Origin of the sequence: Nakamurella multipartita DSM 44233 (assembly GCF_000024365.1) — a bacterium.
Taxonomy (GTDB): domain Bacteria; phylum Actinomycetota; class Actinomycetes; order Mycobacteriales; family Nakamurellaceae; genus Nakamurella; species Nakamurella multipartita.
Genome location: NC_013235.1, coordinates 4,033,788 through 4,059,919 on the forward strand (window position 1 = coordinate 4,033,788; position 26,132 = coordinate 4,059,919).

Annotated in this window: 16 protein-coding genes and 5 pseudogenes; 11 read left to right on the forward strand and 10 right to left on the reverse strand. The window is 68.6% G+C overall.

The genetic code is table 11. From position 1 onward, the window contains the following. The first annotated feature begins 285 nt into the window (after window positions 1-285). From NAMU_RS31490 to NAMU_RS18200, 4 genes and pseudogenes are all read left to right on the forward strand, one after another. Window positions 286-411 (forward strand): hypothetical protein, encoded by a 126-nt coding sequence (locus tag NAMU_RS31490; RefSeq protein WP_281023774.1) that lies wholly within the window; start codon window positions 286-288, stop codon window positions 409-411. Window positions 412-658: 247 nt separating this feature from the next. Next, window positions 659-765: pseudogene (locus NAMU_RS32050) on the forward strand (helix-turn-helix domain-containing protein); the annotation flags it as partial. 385 nt (window positions 766-1,150) lie between these two features. Continuing rightward, a complete protein-coding gene (locus tag NAMU_RS18190; RefSeq protein ID WP_169312519.1) occupies window positions 1,151-2,461 on the forward strand; it encodes an HPP family protein in 1,311 nt (436 codons plus the stop codon). Window positions 2,462-3,198: 737 nt separating this feature from the next. Continuing rightward, window positions 3,199-4,444: pseudogene (locus NAMU_RS18200) on the forward strand (IS256 family transposase). A 439-nt stretch (window positions 4,445-4,883) separates the two neighbouring features. Here NAMU_RS18200 and NAMU_RS18205 read toward each other — a convergent pair. From NAMU_RS18205 to NAMU_RS18235, 7 genes are all read right to left on the reverse strand, one after another. Continuing rightward, on the reverse strand, window positions 4,884-5,555 hold the full coding sequence (locus NAMU_RS18205; RefSeq protein ID WP_015748831.1) for a phosphoribosyltransferase: 672 nt from the start codon (window positions 5,553-5,555) through the stop codon (window positions 4,884-4,886). A gap of 147 nt (window positions 5,556-5,702) precedes the next feature. Further along, window positions 5,703-5,912: a DUF2180 family protein gene (locus NAMU_RS18210; protein ID WP_015748832.1), complete on the reverse strand. Its 210-nt coding sequence runs from the start codon at window positions 5,910-5,912 to the stop codon at window positions 5,703-5,705. Next, window positions 5,909-7,063, reverse strand: coding sequence for an enolase C-terminal domain-like protein (locus tag NAMU_RS18215; RefSeq protein WP_015748833.1), 1,155 nt, complete (start codon window positions 7,061-7,063; stop codon window positions 5,909-5,911). Before NAMU_RS18215 ends, NAMU_RS18210 begins: the two co-directional genes overlap by 4 nt. Then, window positions 7,060-8,730: a GMC family oxidoreductase gene (locus tag NAMU_RS18220; RefSeq protein WP_015748834.1), complete on the reverse strand. Its 1,671-nt coding sequence runs from the start codon at window positions 8,728-8,730 to the stop codon at window positions 7,060-7,062. Before NAMU_RS18220 ends, NAMU_RS18215 begins: the two co-directional genes overlap by 4 nt. Beyond that, window positions 8,727-9,461, reverse strand: coding sequence for a gluconate 2-dehydrogenase subunit 3 family protein (locus tag NAMU_RS18225; RefSeq protein WP_015748835.1), 735 nt, complete (start codon window positions 9,459-9,461; stop codon window positions 8,727-8,729). Before NAMU_RS18225 ends, NAMU_RS18220 begins: the two co-directional genes overlap by 4 nt. Beyond that, on the reverse strand, window positions 9,458-9,910 hold the full coding sequence (locus tag NAMU_RS18230) for a hypothetical protein (RefSeq protein WP_015748836.1): 453 nt from the start codon (window positions 9,908-9,910) through the stop codon (window positions 9,458-9,460). Before NAMU_RS18230 ends, NAMU_RS18225 begins: the two co-directional genes overlap by 4 nt. Continuing rightward, window positions 9,907-11,706, reverse strand: a complete 1,800-nt coding sequence (locus NAMU_RS18235) for a thiamine pyrophosphate-requiring protein (RefSeq protein ID WP_015748837.1) — start codon at window positions 11,704-11,706, stop codon at window positions 9,907-9,909. The genes NAMU_RS18230 and NAMU_RS18235 overlap by 4 nt, the downstream gene beginning before the upstream one ends. Window positions 11,707-11,801: 95 nt before the next feature. On the opposite strand from NAMU_RS18235, the gene NAMU_RS18240 reads away from it, so the two are divergent. The 6 genes from NAMU_RS18240 (at window position 11,802) to NAMU_RS18265 (ending at window position 19,629) form a co-directional block, all read left to right on the forward strand. Then, window positions 11,802-12,371 carry a MarR family transcriptional regulator gene (locus NAMU_RS18240; RefSeq protein WP_015748838.1) on the forward strand — a complete coding sequence of 190 codons (570 nt, stop codon included), beginning with the start codon at window positions 11,802-11,804 and terminating at the stop codon, window positions 12,369-12,371. A 64-nt stretch (window positions 12,372-12,435) separates the two neighbouring features. Further along, window positions 12,436-13,443, forward strand: coding sequence for an SDR family oxidoreductase (locus NAMU_RS18245; RefSeq protein ID WP_015748839.1), 1,008 nt, complete (start codon window positions 12,436-12,438; stop codon window positions 13,441-13,443). Then, the gene (locus NAMU_RS18250; RefSeq protein WP_015748840.1) at window positions 13,440-13,814 is read left to right on the forward strand and encodes a hypothetical protein; all 375 of its coding nucleotides are present in this window, start codon (window positions 13,440-13,442) and stop codon (window positions 13,812-13,814) included. Before NAMU_RS18245 ends, NAMU_RS18250 begins: the two co-directional genes overlap by 4 nt. Beyond that, window positions 13,811-15,592, forward strand: a complete 1,782-nt coding sequence (locus NAMU_RS18255; RefSeq protein ID WP_015748841.1) for a glycoside hydrolase family 15 protein — start codon at window positions 13,811-13,813, stop codon at window positions 15,590-15,592. The genes NAMU_RS18250 and NAMU_RS18255 overlap by 4 nt, the downstream gene beginning before the upstream one ends. A 103-nt stretch (window positions 15,593-15,695) precedes the next feature. Further along, complete coding sequence (locus NAMU_RS18260; protein WP_015748842.1) at window positions 15,696-17,276, forward strand: phytoene desaturase family protein; 1,581 nt, start codon at window positions 15,696-15,698, stop codon at window positions 17,274-17,276. 820 nt (window positions 17,277-18,096) lie between these two features. After that, entirely contained in the window at window positions 18,097-19,629 is a 1,533-nt protein-coding gene (locus NAMU_RS18265) for an alpha,alpha-trehalose-phosphate synthase (UDP-forming) (RefSeq protein ID WP_015748843.1), read from the forward strand. Between the two features lie 408 nt (window positions 19,630-20,037). Here NAMU_RS18265 and NAMU_RS18270 read toward each other — a convergent pair. Further along, a pseudogene (locus tag NAMU_RS18270) lies at window positions 20,038-21,283 on the reverse strand (IS256 family transposase). Between the two features lie 1,208 nt (window positions 21,284-22,491). Continuing rightward, window positions 22,492-22,980 carry a MarR family winged helix-turn-helix transcriptional regulator gene (locus NAMU_RS18280; protein ID WP_015748845.1) on the reverse strand — a complete coding sequence of 163 codons (489 nt, stop codon included), beginning with the start codon at window positions 22,978-22,980 and terminating at the stop codon, window positions 22,492-22,494. Window positions 22,981-23,277: 297 nt separating this feature from the next. On the opposite strand from NAMU_RS18280, the pseudogene ctaD reads away from it, so the two are divergent. Further along, a pseudogene (gene ctaD, locus NAMU_RS31890) lies at window positions 23,278-25,063 on the forward strand (aa3-type cytochrome oxidase subunit I). 509 nt (window positions 25,064-25,572) lie between these two features. Here the strand turns inward: ctaD and NAMU_RS18290 are convergent. After that, a pseudogene (locus tag NAMU_RS18290) lies at window positions 25,573-26,025 on the reverse strand (ATP-binding protein); the annotation flags it as partial. Window positions 26,026-26,132: the final 107 nt, after the last annotated feature.

The window sequence follows — 26,132 nt, forward strand, 5'->3', positions numbered from 1 at the left end:
TTCCAGGGCCGAAGGTCCCCCACGGGGGAAGCTACCCCTGATCAAGAGGCTCTGCCAGTCAGGATCTGTCGGGACCGCCACCGGTCCGATCCCACATCCCCATCCCCTGTTAGGTGGTGAACTCGTGCCAGGCGGTCGGGTAGTCGAGCCGCTGCTTTCTGCCGATCCGACGATCTGGCCAGGTCGCTGCTCCACGGCAGATTGACCGTCGCTCGACCCGCTGAACCCAACCGCCGCTGACTGACGCAGCTTGACAACATTGAGATTCCCACTGCCCAGTTCCGAATGGTCCTCGACCTCGGCTGGCCGGTCGACGATCATCATCATCCCGGTCAGATGGCCTCGTCGTTCCAGGCCCCGTACCTGCCGGCGACGTCGCGCTGGTCGGGCGACCCGACCCTGGGATCGTAGAGCGGTACAGACATCTGTCTACCCCTTCCACTTCACTGGCGATCTCGACGGTATCTGAAGTTCTTCCCATTTACTATGGTGAAAACCGTGGAAAGTAGGTCATCCACTCACGGCCCTCAGACTGCTGCGGAAGCCGCCGCAAACCCGCCAGGCTTGATAGCAGGCTGGTGCTCGGGATCGGTCGCAGGACCGGTTATCGGTGGCGGGCGGAGCCGATTTGGTGTCCCGCCGGCGCGGGCCGTTGATCGAGCGGGAGCGGATCGCGGGCCTGAAACGGGCCGGGGTGGGTGTCCGAGAGATGGCCCGCCGCCTCGGCCGGGATGCATCTACCGTTCCAGGGAGCTGCGTCGCAATCCGCGCCATCCATGATCCGGGCACGAGCTCGTTTGGCCCATGCCCGGGAGCGAGCTCGACGTCAGCGCACCAACCGGATGGTCCGTGACGCGGCGCTGGGAGCTGGTGCAGGGCGAAACTGGGCCTAATTGAGCCCGGAGCAGATCCTGCACCCGCGTCGACTACCCGATCGCACCGCAGGCACTGCGACCCCGCGCCAGAGGAAGCTCGACAATCACGACTTCCCTGCGCAACCCCGGCGATGATGTCATCATCACAGACGCCAGACTCGGAATCAGCATCGACAACAGCACGGTCAGAAACCGTCTCAGGGCCTCACGAAGGTCCCCGGCGGTCATCACGAAAAGTGCGAGAGAAGCAACTATCGCGAACAACGACACTTCCGGTGGATCCCGTGCATCGCCGGGTTGCGCTGCTGAGCGTTTGGGATCATACGAGTCATGGACACCGGACGGACCGCATCGACCAGCGAACCAACGGGCCCCCGGCCGCGATGCCGCGGGACGCGCCCACCGTCGCCACCCGCCGGGCCGTCGCTTTCCAACACGTGAGGACGGGCGGAATGGCTGCACATCATTTCGTCGTGCGCTGGCTTGGTTCCTGGCGGCCGCAATCCCTGCCCTACCGCCGATCGGAGATGATCCGCGGGACGCTGGGCTCGTTGCTCGGGCTGCTCACAGGCGGCCTGGCCGGGTGGCTGTTGGACGTGGGTCCCACGGGCCTGCCCGCCCTCGTTGCCCCGATGGGGGCCTCCGCGGTGCTGCTGTTCGCCGCACCAGCAAGCCCACTTGCACAGCCGTGGCCGATGCTCGGGGGAAACATCATCTCCACCGTCATCGGGGTGGCGACCGCGCGGCTGATCGGCAACGGTACACCCGTCGGAAGCATCACCGCAGCGGCCGTCGCCGTCGCCGCGGCTATCGCGGTGATGATGATGCTGCGCTGCCTGCATCCACCCGGTGGCGCCTGCGCGTTGTTCGCCGCTGTGGGCACCGGCGCCGTACAGGAGCAGGGCTTTCTGTTCGCCGTGTTCCCGATCGCGGTGAACAGTCTGACCTTGCTGATCATCGCGGCCGCCGTCAACAACCTGACCGGGCGGACGTACCCGCATGTGCCCGCGCCGGTGCCGGATCCGGCTGGCACGGGCCAACGTCTTTCGATCCAGCCCAGCGAGATCACCGCGGCGATTCGCCGGATGGACCAGGGTCTGGACGTGCTTCCGCAGGACATCGTGGCACTCGTCCGCGACGTCGAGGACCATGCAATGGACCGGCGGCTGGGCCGGTTGCGGGTGGAGTCGGTGATGACCCGCGAGGTCAAGACCGTCCAGCCGACCGAGAACATGTACCGGGTACGAATGATCATGTCGAACGACCTGGTCAAGGCGGTCCCCGTCGTCGACGAGGACCGTCACGTGGTCGGCATCACCACCATCTACGACCTCTTCCGCCTCGATCTGGTCAACCTCGACCCCGTGAGCAAGTACATGACGTCCCCGGTCCGGACAATCCGGGGTTCAGCGCCGGTCGCCGAGCTCGTCGCGCTGATGAGCGGGGAAGGACTGCGCCACATTCCCGTGGTGGATGAGGTCGGACGGCTGCAGGGAATCGTGAGCCGCACCGAGCTGATCGCCGTTCTGCACCGCGCCTTGGTCGACGCCACCACCGGGCCGGTCGAACCGGAGGAGAACACGTGATCCGGTCGGGATCACCTGGGCAGTCATCCAACTGTCACCGTGCCGTCAACCACCGCCAACCGGACCCCGCGAGCGCCATCGGCACGTCAGCGCCGGCCACCGCGACAATCAGCCTGGTGGCCAGCCGGCCCGCGTCGAGTTCGGCGCCACGTCATGGCGGATCAGCGGTCGACGCCGTCGGAGCCAGCAGCGCGAACGAGGCGAACCGCAGGGCGAGCGCGAACGACCACGACTCGCTATGCCGGGTACACCCGGCATAGCGATATGGCCAAGCCCACTCTGTCGCCCTGCCCGGAAAGTGCTTGAGAACAAAGTTGTTTGGCCCACGATGTGGGCCCTGCCAGTCGGTGCCGGTGACGAGCATTGGAAGACGGTATTGATGACGTCGGGGTCGAGCGCGTCGCGGTGGTTGAGCGCCATGCCGTGGTTGACATCGGACGTGCGGCATGCGATGAGTCGGAGGTTCCCCCCGTGGTCCGGACGATGGCGTTGACGGTCTCGAAGTCGTTGGTGTCCTCGGAATCGAGTGCAACCGAGTTGGTGCCGGTAGTCGGGGAGGACAAGCGGGAGGTGGTCGACGTCCAGCGGCAGTTGAGTCCACCAGAGTGGTGTACGACCACTGATCGACCTTGACCCCCTGACCAGGCAGGTCGGGGCGTGTCGGTCCCGGGACGAGGACGGCCACCGCGTGAGGCTTCGAAGGACCTCTCACAGTCTGTCGAAGGAGACATCACGCGATGACCACTGCGCAGCCTAACGACCCCACGACCATGGTCGGCGACATGCTCGCGTCGGCGAGCCCGGACCTGCTCCGCTCGATGCTGTCCACGTTCATTCAGACGCTGATGGGCGCCGAGGCCGACGCCCTGTGCGGCGCCGGCTACGGCGAACGCAGCCCGGACCGGGTGAACTCCCGCAACGGGTACCGGCACCGGGACTTCGACACCCGGGTCGGCACCCTGGACGTCGCGGTGCCGAAACTGCGGTCCGGGTCGTACTTCCCGGACTGGCTGCTGGAACGGCGGACCCGCGCCGAACGCGCCCTGGTCTCCGTCGTCGCGACCTCGTACCTGCTCGGGGTCTCGACCCGGCGGGTGGAGAAGCTGGTCCAGGCGCTGGGCGTGACGTCGCTGTCCAAGTCGCAGGTGTCGGTGATGGCCCGCGACCTGGACGAGCAGGTCGAGGCGTTCCGCACCCGGCCGCTGGACCAGGGCCCGTACACGTTCCTCGCGGCCGACGCGCTGGTCCTGGAAGGTCCGCGAGGGCGGCCGGGTCGTGCAGGTCCACGCCCTGCTCGCGACCGGGGTCAACGGTGACGGGCATCGCGAGATCCTGGGCCTGGACGTGACCAGCCGCGAGGACGGCGCCGGCTGGTTGGCGTTCCTGCGTGGCCTGGTCGCCCGGCGCTTGTCCGGGGTCCGGCTGGTCACCAGCGACGCGCACAGCGGCCTGGTCGCCGCGATCGGCGCGACCCTGCCGGGTGCCTCGTGGCAGCGATGCCGCACGCATTACGCGGTGAACCTGATGTCGATCACCCCGAAGAGCAGCTGGCCGTGGGTGCGGACCATGCTGCACTCGATCTACGACCAGGTCGACGCGAAAGCTGTGGCTGCCCAGTTCGACCGGGTGATCGACACGCTCGCCGAGAAGCTGCCCGCGGTCGCCGATCACCTCGACCAGGCCCGGGCCGACCTGCTCGCGTTCACCGCGTTCCCGAAGGAGATCTGGCGGCAGATCTGGTCCAACAATCCTCAGGAACGGCTCAACAAAGAGATCCGCCGCCGGACCGACGTCGTCGGGATCTTCCCCGACCGGGGCGCTCTGATCCGCCTCGTCGGCGCCGTCCTGGCCGAACAGCACGACGAATGGACCGAGGGCCGCCGCTACCTTGGCATCGACGTCCTGGCCCGCTCCCAGACCGCCAACGGACCCGACGCGAAGGAGGACACCAGCACCACGCCCGCGATCACCACCGCCGCCTGACCAACGAAGATCACCGGCGGCTGGACCTCGTCACGTACACCACTCAGCTGGGCTTGACCCCAGCGGCTCGTACCGCTGGCGAAGTCGATGCGGCTGTCCAGCGGCGGGTAACGGGTCCAGTTGCCGGTCGAAGCCGTGCATGCCGATCAAGGTCAGCGTCGGTCGCGGCGGTCGACGAGTCGCGGATTGTTCCGGCCCGTCGGTCTCCTTGACGGTGACGAGTTCGCACCGTAGTCGGGTCCAGGGCCTGGTCGATGTCTCCGCCGAGAGCCCGATGCTTGAAGGCCGATCTCCATGTGCATCCGCCAGCAGTAACGTGCACCTCCTGGGTGTCGACCGCCCAGAGAGACGCCGCGTGGCCGACTCTCGATACGCTGGCCCCGCACGAGCGGTTTCGAACGCGATCGGCCGATCCACCGCGGCAGACTCTGATCCATCGTCACACAGTCGTCGCCCCGGCCGCTTGGGCGGAGAGCAGACGCCTGACGTCACCGACGCTGATGCCGGCATCCTCGCTGTACACCGACTCGGCGTGAAGCAGTCCAAGGGACAATGAGCAGACCACCTCGTCGGCGGCTTTGCTGAGCATCCGACGCACTTGCGGGGTGCCGGTTGGAAGGGCGATGACCAGCCGGGCGGGGTGATGCCGGCGCACGGCGGAGGCGGCGGCCCGCATGGTCGCGAGGCTGGTGAGCCCGTCGCCCACCACGATGACCAGCCGGCCGGTGACCTGTTCGGACGGCCGGCCGGCTCGGTAGGTGTTCTCGAGTTGACGCAGCTGGCTCAGGTCGCACTGACGCACGGTGTCCGTCAATTCGACCGATCGCGACCGTTCCCGGTCGCTGCGGTGCTCGGCGACGATCTGCACACAGTCACCGAGTACTGCGACGGCTCCCCAAACCTGATCCGGTTGGCCGGGCACGGTCAGCTGCCGGACCGCCACGACATCTAGATCGGCGCCCAACGCCTCGGCAACGGGTGCCGCGACTAGGACACCACTCGCGCCGACGCCGAATACGGCGACATTTTGACCGGCATACTTCATCAATTTCTCGGCGAGTACTAGCCCGGCGGCCGCACGATCGCGGTACAGCGGAATCGTTTGTCGCATTGAATGTCATCTCTTTCCTGGTGCGTTGACCAGAGTGCATGGTGTGTCGGTTGGAGACCGGTCCCTTTGGCGGCGCGCGGCGTTCATTTGCCGGGCCGCCCATGATCACCCCGACGCGGCTGGTCAGGGCGACGAGTCAGGTGTCCGTTAGGCAGCCACGGCGCGAAGAACGCTGTCGCAGTTGGTGCAGACGAGTGAGCGGGTGCGGTGGTGGCTGGGGTTGCCCGGGGTGGCGGCCTGGTTCTGGTCGTGGGTTTCCAGGCGGGTGTGGTCGCCGCACAGCGCGGCGCCGCAACTGGTGCAGATGGCTACCGCCGGGGTGGTGTGGCCGTTCCCGGCGCAGTCGTAGCAGTTCATGGTGATCCTCCAATCGGTGGTTCGGCTGGGCTGTCGAAGTCGGCGTGTTCGGGTGCTGCCAGCCGATGGTCAACTGCCCGGGCCGCGATGGTCATGCCATGCCCCGAGGCGCGCCCATCGGGGTGGAGTGTGCCGTGTCGCACGGTGGGGGTGCCGTCGACAAGGAGGGGTTCGAGGCGGGCGTGGTCGATGAACAATTCGACGTGCCGTAGGTTGGGCGCGGCGGCGGCGACCGGCGCGTGCAGCGCGGGGGCGCAGTGCGCGGAGACGTGCAGGTTGTGGGCTTGGGCGATCGCGGCGCCGCGGAGCCAGCCGGTGTAGCCGCCGCACCGCGTGGCGTCGAGTTGCAGGCAGTCAACCACCGGGCACAGCCGATCGATGTCATACAGGTCGGCAGCGTATTCGCCGGCCGTCACGTCGCACCGCACCGCCGCGCGTACAACGCCCAGGCCGGTGATGTCGTCACTGGAGACGGGTTCCTCGAACCACACCACGCCGAGCCGCTCCAGGGTGGCACCGACGCGGCGGGCCTGCCCGGTTGTGTAGCCGCCGTTGGCGTCGACCATGAGGTCTACCGCCGGGCCGGCTATTTCGCGGAAGCTGTTGACACGCATAATATCCCGATCGACATCGGTGCCCCAGGACTGGCCGATCTTGATCTTCATGGCCGGGCAGCCGGCCGCGGCCCACTCGTCGACCTGTTTGGCGAGCTCCGAGTCGGACAGGGTGGTGAACCCGCCTGACCCGTAGACCGGAACCGTCTCCCGGGCCCGCCCGAACAGGTCGGTGAGGGGAATGCCGAGCACGCGTGCTTTGAGGTCCCAGAGCGCGATATCGACGGCGCTGATGGCCTGCATGACCAGTCCGCGGGTGCCCAGGTTGCGGCAGGCTCGGTGCATCGCCGACCAGGCCCCGGGGGTGTCCATGACGTCCCGCCCGGTGATCGCCTGGGCAAGGTGGTCGGTCACCACCTGCGCGGCCGCGGCGGTGCTGTAGGTCCAGCCCAGGCCCTGCCGGTTCCCGGCGTGCACGGTGGCGGTGACCGCGGTGGTGGCGTTCCAGGTGAGGGTGCCGTCGGCCTCCGGGCGGTCGGTGGGGAACCGGTACACCGCGACGGTGACCGCGTCGATCGATGCTCCGGTGATGCTCACGACGCGCCTGCCGGCGCCGCAGCGGCCGCGTGGACCCGCCGGGTGGTCAGCCGGTGTGCGGCGCGGGCGGCCAGCGCCATGATGGTCAGGGCGGGGTTGGCAGCGCCCTGGGTGGGCAGAACACTGCCGTCGACGATGAACAGGTTGGGGACGCCGAACACCCGGTGGTCGGCGTCGACGACCCCGTCCTGGGGTCGGTCGGCCATCCGCGCGCCGCCGACGAGGTGGGCGTACCGGTCGATGGTGATGACCTCGCCTGCTCCGGCCGCATGCAGAATCGTCTCCATCGAGTCCTGCGCGGCGCGCATCAGCAGCCGGTCGTTGCTGGTCTGGGTGTAGGCGAAGTGCGCGACGGGCAGCCCGTGCCGATCCTTTTCCTCGGCCAGGGTGACGCGGTTGTCGGGATCGGGGAGGAATTCGCAGAGCGCGCCGAGGGTGGCCCAATGCACGTAGTCGCGCATGTATTCCCGCAACGGTTCACCCCAGTGTCCCTGCGCAGTAACGTGTTCGGCCCAGGTGATCGGCAGTGGGCTGACGGTTTGGATGGACCATCCGCGTCGGTAGGGCTTGCCGGGGTCGGTTTCGTAGAATTGTTCGCTGCTCACTTCCGGCGGCGGTGCCTTGTACATCCGGATCTCGTCGTCGAACCGGCCGGCGGTTTGCGGGGCGCCCTGGACCATCAGGTAGCGGCCGACCTGGTCGTGGTCGTTGCCGAGCCCGTCGGGGAACCGGGGGGAGGCGGAGAGCAGCAGCAGCCGCGGGGTCTCGATGCTGTAGCCGGCCACGGCGACGGCCCTGGCCCATTGCCGGTGCTCCACTCCGGCCCGGAGATAGGTGACTCCGGTGACCCGGCCGGTGCGGTCGTCGACCAGGACCCGGCTGACGTGGCTGTCGGGTCGGATTTCCGCGCCGTGCGCCAGGGCGTCGGGGATGTGGGTGATCAGCGGGCTGGCCTTGGCGTTGACCTTGCAGCCCTGCAGGCAGAAACCTCGGTAGATGCAGTGCGGGCGGTTCCCGAAGCGGCCGTTGGTGATCGCGACGGGTCCGACCCGGGCGGTGATGCCGGCAGCGGCGGCGCCGCGGAGGAAGATCTCCCCGTTGCCGGACACTCGGTGCGGGTGGTGGGGGTAGCCGTGCGGGTCACCCCAGGGCCAGTCCTGGCCGGCGACGGGCAGTTCGGCTTCAAGTTGTTCGTAGTGCGGCCGGAGGTCGCTGTAGGCGATGGGCCAGTCGGCTCCGACTCCTTCGGTGGTGCGGGTTCGAAAATCGGATGGGTGGAAGCGGGGTGTGTATCCGGCGTAGTGGATCATGGAGCCGCCGACGCCGCGGCCGGAGTTGTTGGAGCCCAACGGGACGGGGTCGGCGCCGCCGATCTGCCGCGGGTCGGTCCAGTACAGGGTGTGCGAGGCGCGTTCGTCGCTGACCCAGTCGGCGTCGGGGTCCCAGAACGGCCCGGCGTCCAGGCAGATCACGCTCCATCCCGCGCGGGCCAGTCGCTGCGTCAGGACACTGCCGCCGGCGCCGGCTCCGACCACCACCAGGTCGACCTCGTCGTGGTCGGCGTAGCGGCGCATGTCGGCGCGTAGCCGGTGATCGGTCCGGGACCCGTCGGTCGGCAGCAGCCAGGCCGATTCGTTGCGGCTCCGGATGTTCCCGTAGAAGGTCATGGCAGTGGCCCCCGTCCCTTCGGGTCGCGGCCGGGTCGGTGGGTGAGGTCGGTGTGCGACTGGCGGGCCAGGTCGATGCGGGCGGCGAAGGGCACGGGGTCGACGTCGATCCGGTCAGCGGTTTCCCAGCGGTCCCGGGCGTTGATGCCGGGATTGAGGTACCCGCGGGGGTAGGCGGGGCCGGGGAAGCCGATCTCGTTCCACGCCCAGGGGTGGGAGTAGAACGCGGTGCAGGCGTACCGGGTCCACAGGCTCCAGACCTGGGACGCCGGGTAGTCGTGCCATGTCTTGCCACGCTGCGCCAGATCCTGCACGGCCTGGATCAGCCCCGCCTGCTGGGCCGGTCGCAGCCGCGAGAAGGGACCGCCGTGCCGATCGCCGGCGTCCCGGTTCAGGAACTTGAGCGTGGCGCGCCAGGCCTGCCCGTCCTCGGGCAGGTCGTCGTAGTGCCACCCGTCGGTCTCGCCGATGGCGAGCCGGGTGCCGATCAGGGCGAGCACCGGCACCCGAGGCTCGGCGTCCTGGGCCAGCAGCAGGTCTAGCAGCGGTTCGGCGATCGCCCGTTCCGGCTCGGTGAAGAACCCCAGGTCATTCGGGGGGGCGAGCCGGGCCAGCACCACCCCCGCGGTGATGTCGTCCCATACGTCGGACTGGTCCAACACGTCGAAGCCGGGGAACCGAACCCGGCCCTGCGGGGTGACGGCCCGCTGTCCGGGAGCGCGGGAGGTCATGACCGGAAGTACTTTTCCCGCCGGAGCACGGCGGCGACCAGGCCCATCCCGCCGACCAGGGATGCCAGCAGGGGCGCGAACATCGGCGGGCCGGCCTCCATGTTGTAACGGGTCCACCCGCCGGGGCGTTGGGCGATGCCCCGCCAGTGCAGGTAGGTGCCCTGCAGCCCGTTGACCACGATGGCCGCGCTGGTCAGCGGCAGGACGGTGCGGGCGGCGCGGGCTGAGAACACCGCGGCAATTCCGGCCGGGATCGCGGTCGGGACGACCATCACCGGCCACCACATCATCTTGTTCCCGAAGCTGGCCCCGTCATGGGACAGGTAGATCTCGGCCGCGGTGATGGCGGCGCCGGCGGCGGTCACCGCCGACAGGCTGCGTTCGAAGCGGCCGGTCCGTACGTCGGTCAGGGCCCGCCGTGCCAGACCGCGGTGGCGCGCAACGGTCATGACGTTCCCCCCTTGGTTCCGGGCAGATACTGCTGCACCTTCTGTTTCACACCCTGTTTGACGAAACCCCAGGCGTCCTCGTCACCGTGCAGCACCGCCCCGGCGACGGACTTGACCTGATCGAAGGTGGCGTGCGGCGGGATCGGCGGCACATCCGGGTCGCAGATCACGTCCAGCACGGTGGGCCGGGTCGCCGCCAACGCGGTCGCCCAGGCCGGGCCCAGCGCATCGGGGTCGTCGATCCGGACGCCGGACAGACCCAAACCGGTCGCGAATCCGGCGTAGTCGACGTCCGGGAGAGTCTGCGATTCGGCGAACTTGGGGGCACCCGACATGGCCCGCATCTCCCAGGTGACCTGGTTGAGGTCGTTGTTGTGCAGCACCGCGACGATGAGCCGCGGGTCGGCCCATTGCGACCAGTAGTGCGAGATGGTGATGAGCTCGGCCAGTCCGTTCATCTGCATCGCTCCGTCTCCCACCAGGGCGATCACCGGTCGGTCCGGGTGCGCCCATTTCGCGCCGATCGCGTACGGCACCCCCGGACCCATCGTGGCCAGCGTCCCGGACAGTGACCCGCGGATGTCGCCGTGAAAGCGCAGGTGCCGGGCGTACCAGTTCGCTGCGCTGCCCGAATCGCTGACCACGATGGCGTCGACGGGCAACCGCTGCGACAGTTCATGGAAGATCCGCATCGGGTTGACCGGATCGGCGGCGGTCAACGCGCGGCGCTCGGCGGTCTGCCACCAGTCCGCGACATCGGCCTGCACCCGGTCCCGCCAGCTCCGGTCGGCCTTCCGGTTCAACAGCGGGATCAGCGCCTTGAGAGTGGCCTTCGCGTCCCCGACGAGGTTGATCTCGTAGGGGTACCGCATGCCGATCCACTTGCCGGACCGGTCGATCTGCACGGCCCGGGCCTGCCCGAGGTCCGGCATGAACTGGGTGTACGGGAAGTTCGACCCGATGGTCAGGAGCGTGTCGCAGCCCATCATCAGCCGGTAGCTGGCGGTGGTGCCCAGCAGGCCAATCGAACCGGTGACCCAGGGCAGGGTGTCGGGCAGCACGTCCTTGCCCAGCAACGCCTTCGCGGCGCCGGCGCCCAGCAGGTCCGCGACTTCGGTCAGCTCGGCTTCGCAGCCTCTGGCCCCCTGACCGACCAGCAACGCGACCTTCTCCCCGGCGTTGAGCAGGTCCGCCGCGGCGCGGACCGCGTCCGGGTCCGGGGCGGCGGTCGCCCAGGCGGTGCCGACGCTGGACGGGACCTGCTTGAACTCGTGCCCCGGCGGTTCGTAGTCCAGGTCGAACACGTCGGACGGCACGATCACGCAGGTCGGGGCGTGCTCGGTCTGAGCGATCCGGATCGCCCGGTCGATCAGGTTCGGCAGCTGCTGTGGGACGGTACACATCTGCACGTAGTCGCTGCAGACGTCCTTGAACAGCGAGAGCAGGTCGACCTCCTGCTGGTACGAGCCGCCCATGGCCGAGCGGGCCGTCTGCCCGACGATCGCGACGACCGGGACGTGATCGAGTTTCGCGTCGTACAGCCCGTTCAGCAGGTGGATCGCGCCGGGTCCGCTGGTCGCCACGCACACCCCGACCCGACCGCTGAACTTGGCGAAGCCGACGGCGGCGAACGCGGCCATCTCCTCGTGCCGGGCCTGCACGAACTGCGGGTCGTCCTTCGCCCTCCCCCACGCCGCCAACAGGCCGTTGATCCCGTCCCCCGGGTACCCGAAGACCTGCCGCACCCCCCATTCTCGCAACCGGGACAACACCACATCCGCCACCAATTCGGCCATCGTGCGTGCTCCTTCGCTCCGGCGGGACAGTCACGCCCACTACCAGAACTACTCCGACCATTGCGATACCGCAAGGATTGCGTAAGACTGACATCATGCGTCGCAGTGACTCCGGTGCCGACTGGACAACGGCCGATCAGGAGGGCCTGGCGTTCCTCGGCGAAGTCGAAGCGGTCCTGGCCGCATCTCGGGTCCTGATCGGGGTGGCCGTCCGGTCACTGGCCCCGGTCGAGGACACGGTCACCCTCACTCAGTTCCGGGCGTTGGTGATCATCGCCAGCCGGGGTCCGATGCACCTGGCCGCCTTGGCCGAGGCGATGCAGGTACATCCGTCCAATGCCACCAGGGCCTGCGACCGACTGGTCGCCAGCGGGCTGGCGGACCGTCGGGACAATCCGGCGGACCGCCGGCACCTGCTGCTGACCCTGACCGACCAGGGCCGTGCCCTGGTGGACAGCGTGATGGATCGGCGACGGGCGGCGATCCGGCAGATCCTGCATCGAATGCCACTCGGGGACCGCACGCAGGTGGCCGCAGGCTTCACCCGATTCGCCGCCGCCGGCGGCGAATCCGAGCAGACGGATCTGTGGTCCATCGGCTGGACCACCGAATCCCCCGCGATGCACGAGGTCTCCGGGTCTACGCAGGCTGACCCGCCGACGTGACGGATGACATCGACCGATCCGATGACCGGTCGTCAGGTTCCACTCTCTCCTCAGGGAGGCAAAGATGACTCCACAGGTCGTAGTGGTCACCGGGGCCAGCGGCGGTATCGGCCGCGCGGTCGCCTCGGCGTTCGGCGCCCGCGGGGCCCGCGTCGCGATGCTGGCGCGCGGCGAGAGCGGGCTGACGGGCGCCGCCCAAGATGTGCGTGCCGGCGGCGGCACCGCGCTGCCCATCCCGACGGACGTGGCCGACCAGGCGCAGGTTTTTTCGGCCGCCGACCGCGTCGAAAGCGAGCTCGGCCCCATCGATGTCTGGGTGAATGTCGCTTTCACCTCGGTGTTCGCGCCCTTCGCGAAGATCCAACCCGACGAATACCGGCGGGTGACCGAGGTGAGCTATCTGGGATACGTCTACGGCACCATGGCCGCGCTACAGAACATGAAACCCCGCGACCGGGGCACCATCGTGCAGGTCGGGTCCGCGCTGGCCTACCGCGGCATTCCCTTACAGACGGCGTACTGCGGCGCTAAACACGCGATCCAGGGCTTTCACGAGGCGCTGCGCTGCGAACTACTGCATGACAAGTCGAACGTGCACGTGACGATGGTGCAGATGCCCGCGGTGAACACCCCGCAGTTCTCCTGGGTGCTGTCCCGGCTACCCCACCACGCCCAACCCGTCCCGCCGATCTACCAGCCCGAGGTCGCCGCCCGCGGCGTCCTGTACGCGGCCGACCACCCGAAGCGGCGGGAATACTGGGTCGGCGCCAGCACCGTCGGCACCCTGGCCGCCAACGCCATCGCCCCGGGACTGCTGGACCGCTACCTGGGCAAAACCGGGTTCTCCTCCCAACAGACCAAGCAGAGGCAACCCCCCGACGCGCCGGCGAACCTGTGGAAACCGGCCGACGGACCCGACGGCAGGGACTTCGGCACACACGGCATCTTCGACGACCGAGCCAAGAACTCCGCACCGCAACTGTGGGCGTCGCACCACCACGGCCTGCTCGCCGCCACGGCGAGCGGTGCGCTGGCCGGCGCCGCGGCCCTGATGCTGGTCCGCCGCAGATGACGACCCCCGGACGGGCCACCCCGCGGAGGGCGGCGCGGACATGGGCCACGGTGACGGCCGCGGCCGGTGCGGTGACCGTGTTCCGGCCACAGGCCGTGGCCCGGCTAGTCAGCGGGACCGGCCCCACCCCCGACACTCCCGTGGTCAGGATTCTCGGTGGCCGGCAACTGCTGCAGGGCACGGCGGTGATGATCCGACCCACCCAAGCGCTGGTCACCGGGGCCGCCGTGGTCGACGTCCTGCACGCGACCAGCATGATCGCGGCGGCCCTGATCTGGCCGCGTTACCGCCGTGCGGCGCTGGGTAGCGCCGCTGTCGCCGGGGCGTCCGCCGCCGCCGGCGCCCTGGTCCTGCGAGGAGCCCGCCGGTGAGCGGGTGCCCCGAACCGGATGCCGGTACGGACCAGTTCGTACCGCAGGTGCTGCGCGAATACGCCCTGCTGGCCGACGGAGAACGCGGCGCCATGCTCGGCCCCCGCGGCGACATCGTATGGATGTGCGCCCCGCGGTGGGACAGTGACGCCGTCTTCTCCGCGCTGCTCGACGGCCCTGGCGGTTACTCGATCACCCCGGTGGACCGGTTCGTCTGGGGCGGCTTCTACGAAGAGGGCAGCATGATCTGGCGCAGCCGCTGGGTCACAAATCAGGGCATCATCGAGTGCCGAGAGGCGCTCGCGTTTCCCGGTGACCCTCATCGAGTGGTGCTGCTGCGTCGCGTCCTGGCCGTCGACGGGGGCGGCCAGGTCCAAATCACGCTCGCCCCGCGGGCAGGATTCGGTCGGCACGGGCTCACCCGGCTGCACGGCGCGGACGGCACCTGGACCGGCCGGAGCGGCCCGTTGCACGTGCGATGGACCGGCGCCCCCGCCGACACCCGACCGGTGGACCGGCGCCACGCGCTGACCGGGCAGCTGACGGTGCCCACCGGCGCACACCACGACCTCATCCTGGAGATCAGCGACCAGGCCCTCCCGGACCGGCCCCCCGCCCCCGAGGCTATGTGGGAGGCCACCGAAACCGCCTGGCACACAGCAGTTCCCGACCTCGTCAGCTGCCTCGAACCGAAGGATGCCCGCCGCTCCTACGTCGTGCTCCGCGGGTTGACCTCGGCCAGCGGCGGCATGGTGGCCGCCGCCACCACCAGCCTGCCCGAACGCGCCGAGGCCGGCCGGAACTACGACTACCGGTACGTTTGGATCCGCGACCAGTGCTACGCCGGGCAGGCCGCCGCCACGGCCGGGACGCCGCCCCTGCTCGACGACGCCGTCCGTTTCGTCAGCGCCCGGATCCTGGACCACGGGCCCGACCTGAGACCCGCCTACACCACCGGCGGCGCACCGGTGCCGGACCAGCGGACCCTGAACCTGCCCGGATACCCCGGCGGCAAGAACCTGATCGGGAACTGGGCCAACCAACAATTCCAACTCGACGCGTTCGGCGAATCGCTGCTGCTGCTCGCCGCGGCCGGCCGGGCCGACCGGCTGGACACCGACCACTGGAAAGCCGCCATCGTCGCCGCCGACGCCATCAGCGCACGGTGGACCGAACCCGACGCCGGGATCTGGGAGATCGACAACCAACCCTGGACGCACAGCCGGCTCACCTGCGCCGCCGGGCTGCGGGCCATCGCTCGGATCCCGCACGCCGGGCCCGCCGCGGTCGACTGGCTCGCCCTGGCCGACCGGATCACCGCCGACACCGCCACCAACGCGGTGCATCCCAGCGGGCGGTGGCAACGCTCCCCCCGGGACCCGGCGCTCGACGCCGCGCTGCTGCTGCCGCCGCTCCGCGGTGGCATCGACCCGGCTGATCCCCGCACCATCCGCACCCTCGACGGGTACCTGACCGACCTCACCCGCGACGGGTACGCCTATCGATTCCGGCACGACGACCGGCCCCTGGCCGACGCCGAAGGTTCCTTCACTCTGTGCGGATTCCTCGTCGCCCTGGCGCTGCACCAACAGCACCGGCCCGTCGAGGCGGCCCGCTGGTACGAACGGACCCGCGCGTGCGCCGGACCGGCCGAGCTGTACTCCGAGGAGTTCGACGTCCACCAACACCAACTGCGGGGCAACCTCCCGCAGGCCTTCGTACACGCCCTGCACCTGGAAGCCGCCGCCCGCCTGGCCGACCCGCCGGACCACCCCTGACCCACCACACCACACCCGCCAGCAGACCCAGGATGACCGCTGATGTTCTCCGCGGTGGCCGGCCGAGCGGCATGACACCGATCGCCGAAGGGACCCCTGGGCCATGCGCTCCTACGACGCAGTGATCATCGGGGCCGGGCCCAACGGCCTGGTCGCCGGGAATGTCCTGGCCGACGCCGGTTGGCGCGTCCTGGTCCTGGAGGCGCAGCACCGCATCGGGGGCGCCGTGGCCAGCGACAGCGACGTGCAGGACGGGTACATCCACGACACCTTCAGCTCGTTCTATCCGCTGGCGGCCGCCTCACCGGTGCTCACCGCGATGAACCTGGACCGGTTCGGGTTGACCTGGTCCCATGCCCCGGCCGTCGTGGGCAGCCCCGACCGCAACGGCGGGTGGGCCCTGATCCACCACGACCCACGGGACACCGCCGAAGGCCTGGAACGACTGCACGCCGGCGACGGCGACGCGTGGGAGCGGATGTACACCGACTGGACCCACATCGGGGGCGCCCTCGTCGACGCGCTGCTCTCCCCGTTCCCTCCGCTTCGGGCCGGCCTTCGTGCCGCCTTCAAACTCCGCAAAGTTGGTTCACTGTCGTTCATCCGGATGCTGCTCGAACCCTCTCGCACCCTCGCCGGTACCCGGCTACGCGGAACGGCGGCCCAACTACTGATCGCCGGGAACGCCGCCCACGCCGACATCCCCCCGGACGCCGCCGGCTCCGGCCTGTTCGGGTGGCTCCTGGCGATGCTCGCCCAGGACGTCGGGTTCCCCGTCGCTCAGGGCGGCGCCGCCCACCTCGCCGCCGCCCTGGGCGCCCGCTTCACCGGTCTGGGTGGGGACATCCGCTGCAATGCAGAAGTTACCCGGATCGAGGTGGACCACGGCCGCGCCGTCGGAGTGCGGCTCACCGACGGCGAAATCATCCCCGTGCGCCGAGCGGTGATCGCCGATGTATCCGCTCCCGCGTTATACGGCCAACTGGTCGGTTGGGAGCAGCTGCCCGCCCGGGTTCATCGGCAGATGCGGTCCTTCCAATGGGACCCCGGCACCGTCAAGGTCGACTGGGCCCTCAACGGCCCCGTCCCCTGGCACGACTCACCACCAACCGCCCCGGGCACCGTGCACCTCACCGGATCCATCGACGACCTGAGCCAATGGATGACCCATATCAACTCCGGCCTCGTCCCCGCCGACCCGTTCCTGCTGATCGGGCAGATGACCACCGCCGACCCGACCCGCTCACCACCCGGCACCGAGGCACTCTGGGCATACACCCACGTCCCCCAGCACGTCCGCGGTGACGCCGGCGGGCAGCACATCACCGGCCACTGGAGCCACACCGACGCCCAACGAATAGCCGACCGCATGCAAGGGAAGATCGAGCGCGCCGCACCCGGATTCACCGACCGCATCCTGGCCCGCCGGATCCTCACCCCACCCGACCTGTACAACCGCGACGCCAACCTCGTCGGCGGCGCCCTCAACGCAGGCACCGCCGCACTCCACCAACAACTCATCTTCCGGCCCATCCCCGGCCTCGGCCGGGCCGGAACCCCCATCCGCGGGCTCTATCTCGGCTCCGCCGCCGCACACCCCGGCGGCGGAGTGCACGGCGCCTGCGGCGCCAACGCCGCCCGAGCCGCGCTCGCCCACGACCGGCTCCACCCACTCACCAGGTGACGATTCAGCGCCTCCCGCATCACCCGGGCCGAGGGACTTGCGTCCTCAGCAGCTCCCGCATCCCGGAAAGCGGCTCGACCACTCAAAACCATCAGATCGCCCACCCAGACTGGATCAGTCCAATCCCGCGGGTTACGGGCACGGAGTTGATCGGCAATCCCGGCCGTTCAGTGAACAACGGCCGATCCCCGGTCAAACCCCGGGCCGGTGGATCGCCCTACTCGACCGCAACCGCCGAGAGCCTCGGCCAAGCCGGCCTTGCCGCCCACCACTTCCCCACGCGCACCGCAAGCATTAACATCGGTTAAAGGTCTGGATCCTGGGAACAAGTTAGTGAGCTTCGGCGACCCGCCAGTCCCCTACGGCGCAGCGGCTTCGCCGGATTCCGGACGGTTCCTCGAAGGAGCAACGCGTGCACGTCCTAGAGCGAATCGAAAGCGTCGCACGGTCCGATCACGTCTACCGGGGCAGGTGGGCGCCTCATCCCGGCGCGGCGCCCAGGGCGGTGACTATTACTTTGGACGGACGACCGTGGGTGATCTATCACGATCAATCCGGCGGCGGATGGGTTGCGGCGCTGACTGATTCGAGTGGCGCGCCCGATCCGGACAGCGCGCTGTGGCTGCCGTTCGTCGAGGGCGAGGCCGAGATCCCGCTGACCTGGTGGCGACATCTGCACCAGGGCACCCGAGCGCTGCCGGCCATGTGGAACCGGCAACCGCCTCCGGCGGCTGCGCCACCACCGACCTTGGCATCAGCGATTCCGCCACCGCGCCAGACCGCCGGCGGCGGTGAGCAGCCCGGGCGGACGCCGGGTGACTTGGTCATCGTGGCGAACCGGCTGCCGGTGCACTGCGCAGATCCCGGGTCCGGACCGGTTCGCTGGCATCCCAGCCCGGGAGGTCTGGCCAGCGCGCTGCGATCGGTCGTGCAGGATCCCCGCATGGTCTGGGTCGGGTGGACAGGGCGGGCCGGACCCGTTCGATCCCCGCTGCCCGTCGATGGCGTGACGCTGGCCGCGGTGCCGTTGGACAGCGTGGACGTGCAGGACTACTATAACGGGTTCAGCAATGGCACCCTCTGGCCCCTCTACCACGACATCGCCGCCCGACCCGACTACGATGACCGCTGGTGGAGCCGCTATGCCGCCGTGAATGAGCGGTTCGCCTCGGCTACCTCCGAGTGCGCCGCCCCGCACGCCACCGTCTGGATCCACGACTATCACCTGCAACTCGTGCCCGCTCTGCTCCGGGCACGGCGCCCGGACCTGACGATCGGCTTCTTCAGCCACATTCCCTTCCCACCGCGTGACCTGTTCGCCCAACTGCCGTGGCGGGAAGAGATTCTTCAGGGCATCCTGGGCGCCGATCTGGTCGGCTTCCAACGGCACTGTGACGTGGAGAAATTCATACGGAGCTGTTGGGACTTCTCCTGCCGGACTATTAGCGTGCTGCCCACGGTCAGCGGCCAGACCCGGACGCTGCGCTTCATCGATGCCGACGCCGGATCGGGTGAGAGCGTCTCGACCGAGGTACGAGTCGGTGCCTTCCCCATCTCCATCGACTTTGCGCTGTTCGGCCGGCGCAGCCAGCAGCGTGAGACACGGACCCGAGCCCAGCGGACTCGGGACTTGTTGGGGTCTCCGACGACCGTCCTGCTGGGCGTGGACCGCCTGGACTACACGAAGGGAATCCTGCACCGGTTAAAGGCATTCGAGGAGCTACTGGCCTGCGGCGACCTCGATCCGGACCGCACGGTGCTGGTGCAGGTCGCCGTTCCGAGCCGCGACCGTATCCCCGACTACCGAACGCACGCCGAGCAGGTCGCCGCCATGGTGGGCCGCATCAACGGCACCCACGCGACGGCCGGACACCCGGTCGTCCACTACACCCAGCGGCAGCATTCCCCCGCCGAGCTGACCGCCCTGTACCTGGCCGCCGACGTCCTCCTGGTCACCTCACTGCGAGACGGAATGAACCTGGTGGCCAAGGAATATGTCGCCAGTCGCCACGACGAGCAAGGGGCCCTGGTGCTCTCCGAATTCGCCGGTGCTGCCGACGAACTCACCGCCGCCTACCTGGTCAATCCGCACGACCTGCAGGATCTGCGCCGGACCATCCATCAGGCCGCGACCAGTTCGGTCGCGGAACGGCGTCGCCGCATGCGGATCCTGCGGCAGCAGGTCCGCAGCCACACCGCCCACGACTGGGCGACTGAATTCTTGGACACACTGCGCAGTGTCCGTGGCTCGACCTGCAGCTCCAGCGGGCGCGGCCAACCCCCATCGAACGCCGTTCCCTCGAGCGGCTCTTTGCCGACGGGCAGCTGCCCCGCCGCATCGGTCACAATCTGAGTCGCGCCCGAATCTCACGCCGGCACCGTCGATCAGCCCATCTCCGGGCGACAGATACCGATGCTACCCGCACGTGAATCGACAATCCGCCTCACCGCCGTTGGCCGCGATGGTCGCACCGTCAGTCCCGTCGCATCCAGCCGGTAGGAAATCTGCACGTCCAACCCGAGCCCAAACCCCGGCGCGGGGTACAACCGCCCCTGACGATGTCCTCAGGCGTGGTCCACCGGCCGCCGGAATCGCCACCGCAGCAACCCCGTGGATGGCGTTGTGCTTGTCCGGCTCGGTCAGCGGCAGTTGATGACCACGCCGTCGAACCGGTACCGCCCGTCGGTCAGCCGGCCCAGCCGGTCAAGCCCAGCTGAGTGGTGTACGTGACGAGGTCCGGCCGCCGGTGATCTTCGTTGGTCAGGCGGCGGTGGTGATCGCGGGCGTGGTGCTGGTGTCCTCCTTCGCGTCGGGTCCGTTGGCGGTCTGGGAGCGGGCCAGGACGTCGATGCCAAGGTAGCGGCGGCCCTCGGTCCATTCGTCGTGCTGTTCGGCCAGGACGGCGCCGACGAGGCGGATCAGAGCGCCCCGGTCGGGGAAGATCCCGACGACGTCGGTCCGGCGGCGGATCTCTTTGTTGAGCCGTTCCTGAGGATTGTTGGACCAGATCTGCCGCCAGATCTCCTTCGGGAACGGGGTGAACGCGAGCAGGTCGGCCCGGGCCTGGTCGAGGTGATCGGCGACCGCGGGCAGCTTCTCGGCGAGCGTGTCGATCACCCGGTCGAACTGGGCAGCCACGGCTTTCGCGTCGACCTGGTCGTAGATCGAGTGCAGCATGGTCCGCACCCACGGCCAGCTGCTCTTCGGGGTGATCGACATCAGGTTCACCGCGTAATGCGTGCGGCATCGCTGCCACGAGGCACCCGGCAGGGTCGCGCCGATCGCGGCGACCAGGCCGCTGTGCGCGTCGCTGGTGACCAGCCGGACCCCGGACAAGCGCCGGGCGACCAGGCCACGCAGGAACGCCAACCAGCCGGCGCCGTCCTCGCGGCTGGTCACGTCCAGGCCCAGGATCTCGCGATGCCCGTCACCGTTGACCCCGGTCGCGAGCAGGGCGTGGACCTGCACGACCCGGCCGCCCTCGCGGACCTTCCAGGACCAGCGCGTCGGCCGCGAGGAACGTGTACGGGCCCTGGTCCAGCGGCCGGGTGCGGAACGCCTCGACCTGCTCGTCCAGGTCGCGGGCCATCACCGACACCTGCGACTTGGACAGCGACGTCACGCCCAGCGCCTGGACCAGCTTCTCCACCCGCCGGGTCGAGACCCCGAGCAGGTACGAGGTCGCGACGACGGAGACCAGGGCGCGTTCGGCGCGGGTCCGCCGTTCCAGCAGCCAGTCCGGGAAGTACGACCCGGACCGCAGTTTCGGCACCGCGACGTCCAGGGTGCCGACCCGGGTGTCGAAGTCCCGGTGCCGGTACCCGTTGCGGGAGTTCACCCGGTCCGGGCTGCGTTCTCCGTAGCCGGCGCCGCACAGGGCGTCGGCCTCGGCGCCCATCAGCGTCTGAATGAACGTGGACAGCATCGAGCGGAGCAGGTCCGGGCTCGCCGACGCGAGCATGTCGCCGACCATGGTCGTGGGGTCGTTAGGCTGCGCAGTGGTCATCGCGTGATGTCTCCTTCGACAGACTGTGAGAGGTCCTTCGAAGCCTCACGCGGTGGCCGTCCTCGTCCCGGGACCGACACGCCCCGACCTGCCTGGTCAGGGGGTCAAGGTCGATCAGTGGTCGTACACCACTCTGGTGGACTCAACTGCCCAGCCACGGTATCAACGGACACTCCCGGGCGTCCGCACATCACCGACGGCGGGTCCTTCAGCACGTCTCTGCGTCCCATCCCGGGGGGGATTCCTTGACCATCGCCAGACACCGGCCCCGCGTTGGTGGGCCACCAGTGAGTGCTGGACAACGCCAGTCATACGGGAATTGTCACGCCCCCCTTCCGGTCAAGCAAGGTCTGCACTTCTCCTACAAAGACCGGTTGCCCGCTAGGGTCGCGGGGATTCATCGGCGGTATCGCACCGATCATCGTTGCGCTGGTCGCTTGGTTCGCGACGGTGCCGCAGAGGCCGGTCGCCGCCGTCATGATCGTTCGGGGCGGAGTCCTGATCTGCGATGGCGTTTCGAACTGGCTGAGCCGGTCGCAGCCCAGAACGGTCTCGTTCCGGTCATCGTCGGCTTGGCTGCATGTGCGGTCGAGTATGTCGCTGCGAACACTGTGCCGGCCCCGCACGGTGCCCGCCATCGCAATCGTTCTCCGGCCAGCAGCCCCTCGGAGCAGCACGCCATCGGCAACGGGCCGAGATCGCGATCGGCGCCCTGCTCGACGGGATCCCGGTCCTTGCTGTTGGTGGGTCAATCCCTGCTGGGCGGAGGTAGTGTCGCAATCCCGTGCTCGCCGAGGTCTTCATTTCCAACGTCCTCAAAGGACAGTCGGGGTGTGGACGGGACGCAGTAAGCCTGCCACCGTTTGGGCTATATCTTCTTGGTCTGCGCAGCATCGCCTTGCTCAGCGGATTTGCCGACCCACGGGGGCCCTGACGCTCAGCAGCGCCCGACCGGCCACGATCATGGGCATTGCCGCAGTGATTGTCGGAGCAATCCTGGCCATGCTCCACGGACACCCTGATGCCCGAAGCGGTCGAAGGCATCCACGCCTCGACGGGGCTGATCACCCAGGCTGGCCTTTTGGTCGCCTTCAGCATTGAACGGGACTCGGCGGGTAGCCGCCGATCCCGGCCACCCAGAGGGACCGGCCCGTGAACTCGGCGGGTCGGTCTCTACCGGGCGCGGGGTCTGGGTCGCCGCGGAAACGTCAGCTGGTCCAGCCGAGCGCCCACAGCTCACTCGGACTCGGTTCACCGCCGGCGGCCGCGAAGTGGGCCAACGCCCTGCCCAGCGCCCGCCGATGAGTCGTCGGCATCCGGAGCAGGATCTGCTCGATCGCGGCGCGCCGACGGCCGATGATGCGATCGATCAACTCCCGCCCCTCCGGCGTCAGGTCCAGCAGCAGGTGCCGGCGGTCGTCCGGGTTGTCCCGGCGGTCCAGCAGTCCGGAGGCGACGAGCCGGTCGCAGGCGCGGGTCGCATTGGACGGATGCACCCCCATGTCCTCGGCCAGTGCGGTCAGATGCATCGGACCGCGAGTGGCCAGGATCATCAACGCGCGCAGCTGCGTCACTGAGACGACGTCCTCGAGGTCGGCCAGTGACCGGGCGGCCACTCCCACCAGGGTTCTGGATCCGGCGAGCACGGCATCGACGTCCGCATCGAAGGTGGGGTCGGTGGAACGCCGGACTGCCATAACCCAATCGTATCGGCGATACTTGCGTATTCGCAAGCCTTGCGGTACACCGGTGCTACAGCCCTCATGACGTTGTCTCGTCAGGTACTTCGGAGGTGGCTGCCAATGGCCGACACGGTGGCCGATGTCCTGCCGGCCCCTCTGCCGGAGTGGGTCGTGACCCCCCGTGCGCGCCGGTGCCTTGATCCTCGAGGCCACCCGGGCACGGCACGACGCTTCGCGCCGCCGACCAGCAGCACCGTCGCTGGCCACCGGGGCGGCCCCGATGAGTCGAACCTTCCTGGCGGGGAGATCAGCATGACGCTGATTCGATCCGCACCGCCCCGCGCCACCCGCCCCTACCCGCCCCCACGGGCGCCGCGCGGCGCGGTCCTCCGCAACGTCTTGCACACCACCGATCCCAAAACGATCGGCCTGTTGTACGTCTTCACGACGTTCGCGTTCTTCCTGGCCGGCGGGTTGCTGGCGATGCTGATGCGCGCCGAGCTGGCGCATCCCGGGCTTCAGTTCCTCTCGCCCGAGCAGTACAACCAGCTATTCACCATGCACGGCACGATCATGCTGCTCTTCTACGCCACCCCCGTGGTCTTCGGCTTCGCGAACCTGGTGCTGCCCTTCCAGATCGGTGCTCCCGACGTCGCCTTCCCCCGCCTCAACGCCCTGTCCTACTGGCTGTACCTGTTCGGCGCGCTCATCGCGGTCGCCGGGTTCGCCACACCCGGCGGGGCCGCCGCGTTCGGCTGGACTGCCTATACCCCGTTGTCCGACGTCGAGAACTCCCCCGCCGTCGGCGATGACCTGTGGGCGATCGGCCTGATCGTCTCCGGAGTGGGCACCATCCTGGGGGCGGTCAACCTGGTCACCACCCTGATCTGCCTGCGCTGCCCCGGGATGACGATGTGGCGGCTGCCCATCTTCTGCTGGAACATCCTGGCCACCATGATCCTGGTGCTCATCGCGTTCCCGGTGCTCACCGCGGGTCTGTTCGGTCTGGAGATCGACCGGCACTTCGGAGCGCACGTCTTTGACCCGGCCAACGGGGGAGCCATCCTGTGGCAGCACTTGTTCTGGTTCTTCGGGCACCCCGAGGTTTACATCGTGGCGCTGCCGTTCTTCGGCATCATCACCGAGATCATGCCCGTGTTCTCCCGCAAACCCCTGTTCGGCTACCGCGGAATGGTGTTCGCCACGATGGGCATCACCGGGCTGTCGGCCGCGGTCTGGGCGCACCACATGTTTGCCACCGGAGCGGTTGTCCTCCCGTTCTTCTGCTTCATGACCTTCCTGATCGCGATCCCCACCGGGCTCAAATTCTTCAACTGGATCGGAACCATGTGGCGGGGCCAGGTCTCGTTCCAGAGTCCTATGCTGTTCACCGCCGGGTTCCTGGTCACGTTCCTGTTCGGCGGGCTGACCGGGGGTGATTCTGGCCGCCCCCGCCCTCGACTTCCATGTCACCGACAGCTACTTCGTCGTCGCCCACTTCCACTACGTCCTCTTCGGCACCATCGTCTTCGCCACCTACGCCGGGATCCACTTCTGGTTCCCCAAGGCCACCGGCCGCTTCCTCGACGAGCACCTCGGCCGGTTGCACTTCTGGACCACCTTCGTCGGGTTCCACGTCACCTTCCTGGTCCAGCACTGGCTCGGCGCTATGGGCATGCCCCGCCGCTACGCCGACTACCTACCCACCGACGGCTTCACCACACTCAACGACATCTCCACCATCGGAGCATTCGTTCTTGGCGCATCGATCCTGCCGTTCATCTGGAACGTCGTGTCCTCCTGGCGGCACGGTGAACCCACCACCGCCGATGACCACTGGGGTTACGGCAACTCTCTGGAGTGGGTCACCAGTTCACCACCGCCCCGGCACAACTTCCACCTGCTTCCCCGCATCCGCTCCGAACGCCCCGCTTTCGAACTGCACCACCCACAAATGCGTGAACGAATGCACACCGAAGCCCACCCGCACCGCAACTGGAAGCCCCTGCAAACGGCTGAGGACTTGGCCGCTGGGCCATCAACCAAACCTGAACGGGACCTACAAGAAAGGCGGAATGACCATGCACCGAGAAACTGACCGACCCGACCAAGCAGCCACTGAAGCCGCGTCCGCAGCCAGACCAGCGACCCGGCCCGACTTTTCCCGCACCGATCTCCAACGGCCCGAGCGCATGGCCCGCATCGGCGAAGCCCCCGAACCGAACTTCGCGACAAAGGACGTCGACCTTGCCCGCCCCCCGGCCGGGAACTCCAGGTCCGAACCGATCGGTCGGGGCCCGCAACGCGGTGACGACATCGGTTCAGTAAGCGGGCGACAGGATGAACTGGAACGACGACTGGATGCCTTGACGCTTCGATTCGAAGCATTGGAGTCCTCGTTCCACCAGAACTCGCCTTACAGCCAGATCGCGGATGCGCCCGGCGTCCGGACGCCCCACGCGAGGTCCTGAGCCACTGCCGACGCGGCAGTCCAAATGACACCGGCCCCTCGGGATTCGGGCCCTGCGTCCACGGACGGGAGTTGTCGGCAACGCTCCAAAGTGAGGCCGATCCGACGATCGAAAACGAGGCCACCGGTTCGTGGCTTCAGTCTGCGGTGTCGTGGGTTCTGATGCTGGGCAGGGTGTCGATTCCGCGGTTGCGTAGCCGGTAGCTGGCGCCCTTCAGGGTGAGAACGTCGGCGTGGTGGACGACTCGGTCGATCATCGCGGCGGCCACGGCCTGGTCGCCGAAGACGCCGCCCCAGCCGCTGAACGGCAGGTTCGATGTGAGGATCAGCGAGGCGTGCTCGTATCGCGATGAGACGAGTTGGAAGAATAGGTTCGCCGCGTCTTGCTCGAAGGGCAGGTAGCCGACCTCGTCGACGATGATCAGCCCGTAGCGCCGCAGCCTGGCCAGCTCTTGCGGTAGTCGTCCGGCGCGGTGGGCGTCGGTGAGCCGGGTGACCCATTCGGTCGCGGTCGCGAACAAGACGCGGTGGCCGTGGTTCGCTGCGGCGATGCCGAGCCCGGTGGCCAGGTGGGTCTTGCCGGTGCCGGGCGTTATCCCCGGTTCCTGACGCGCCCTCATCACTGTCATCACCGAGCCCTGTCCTGACGTCCTGCCATCGTCGTTTCCTCGCAATCAGCGGGTCTTCTTCGACGAGA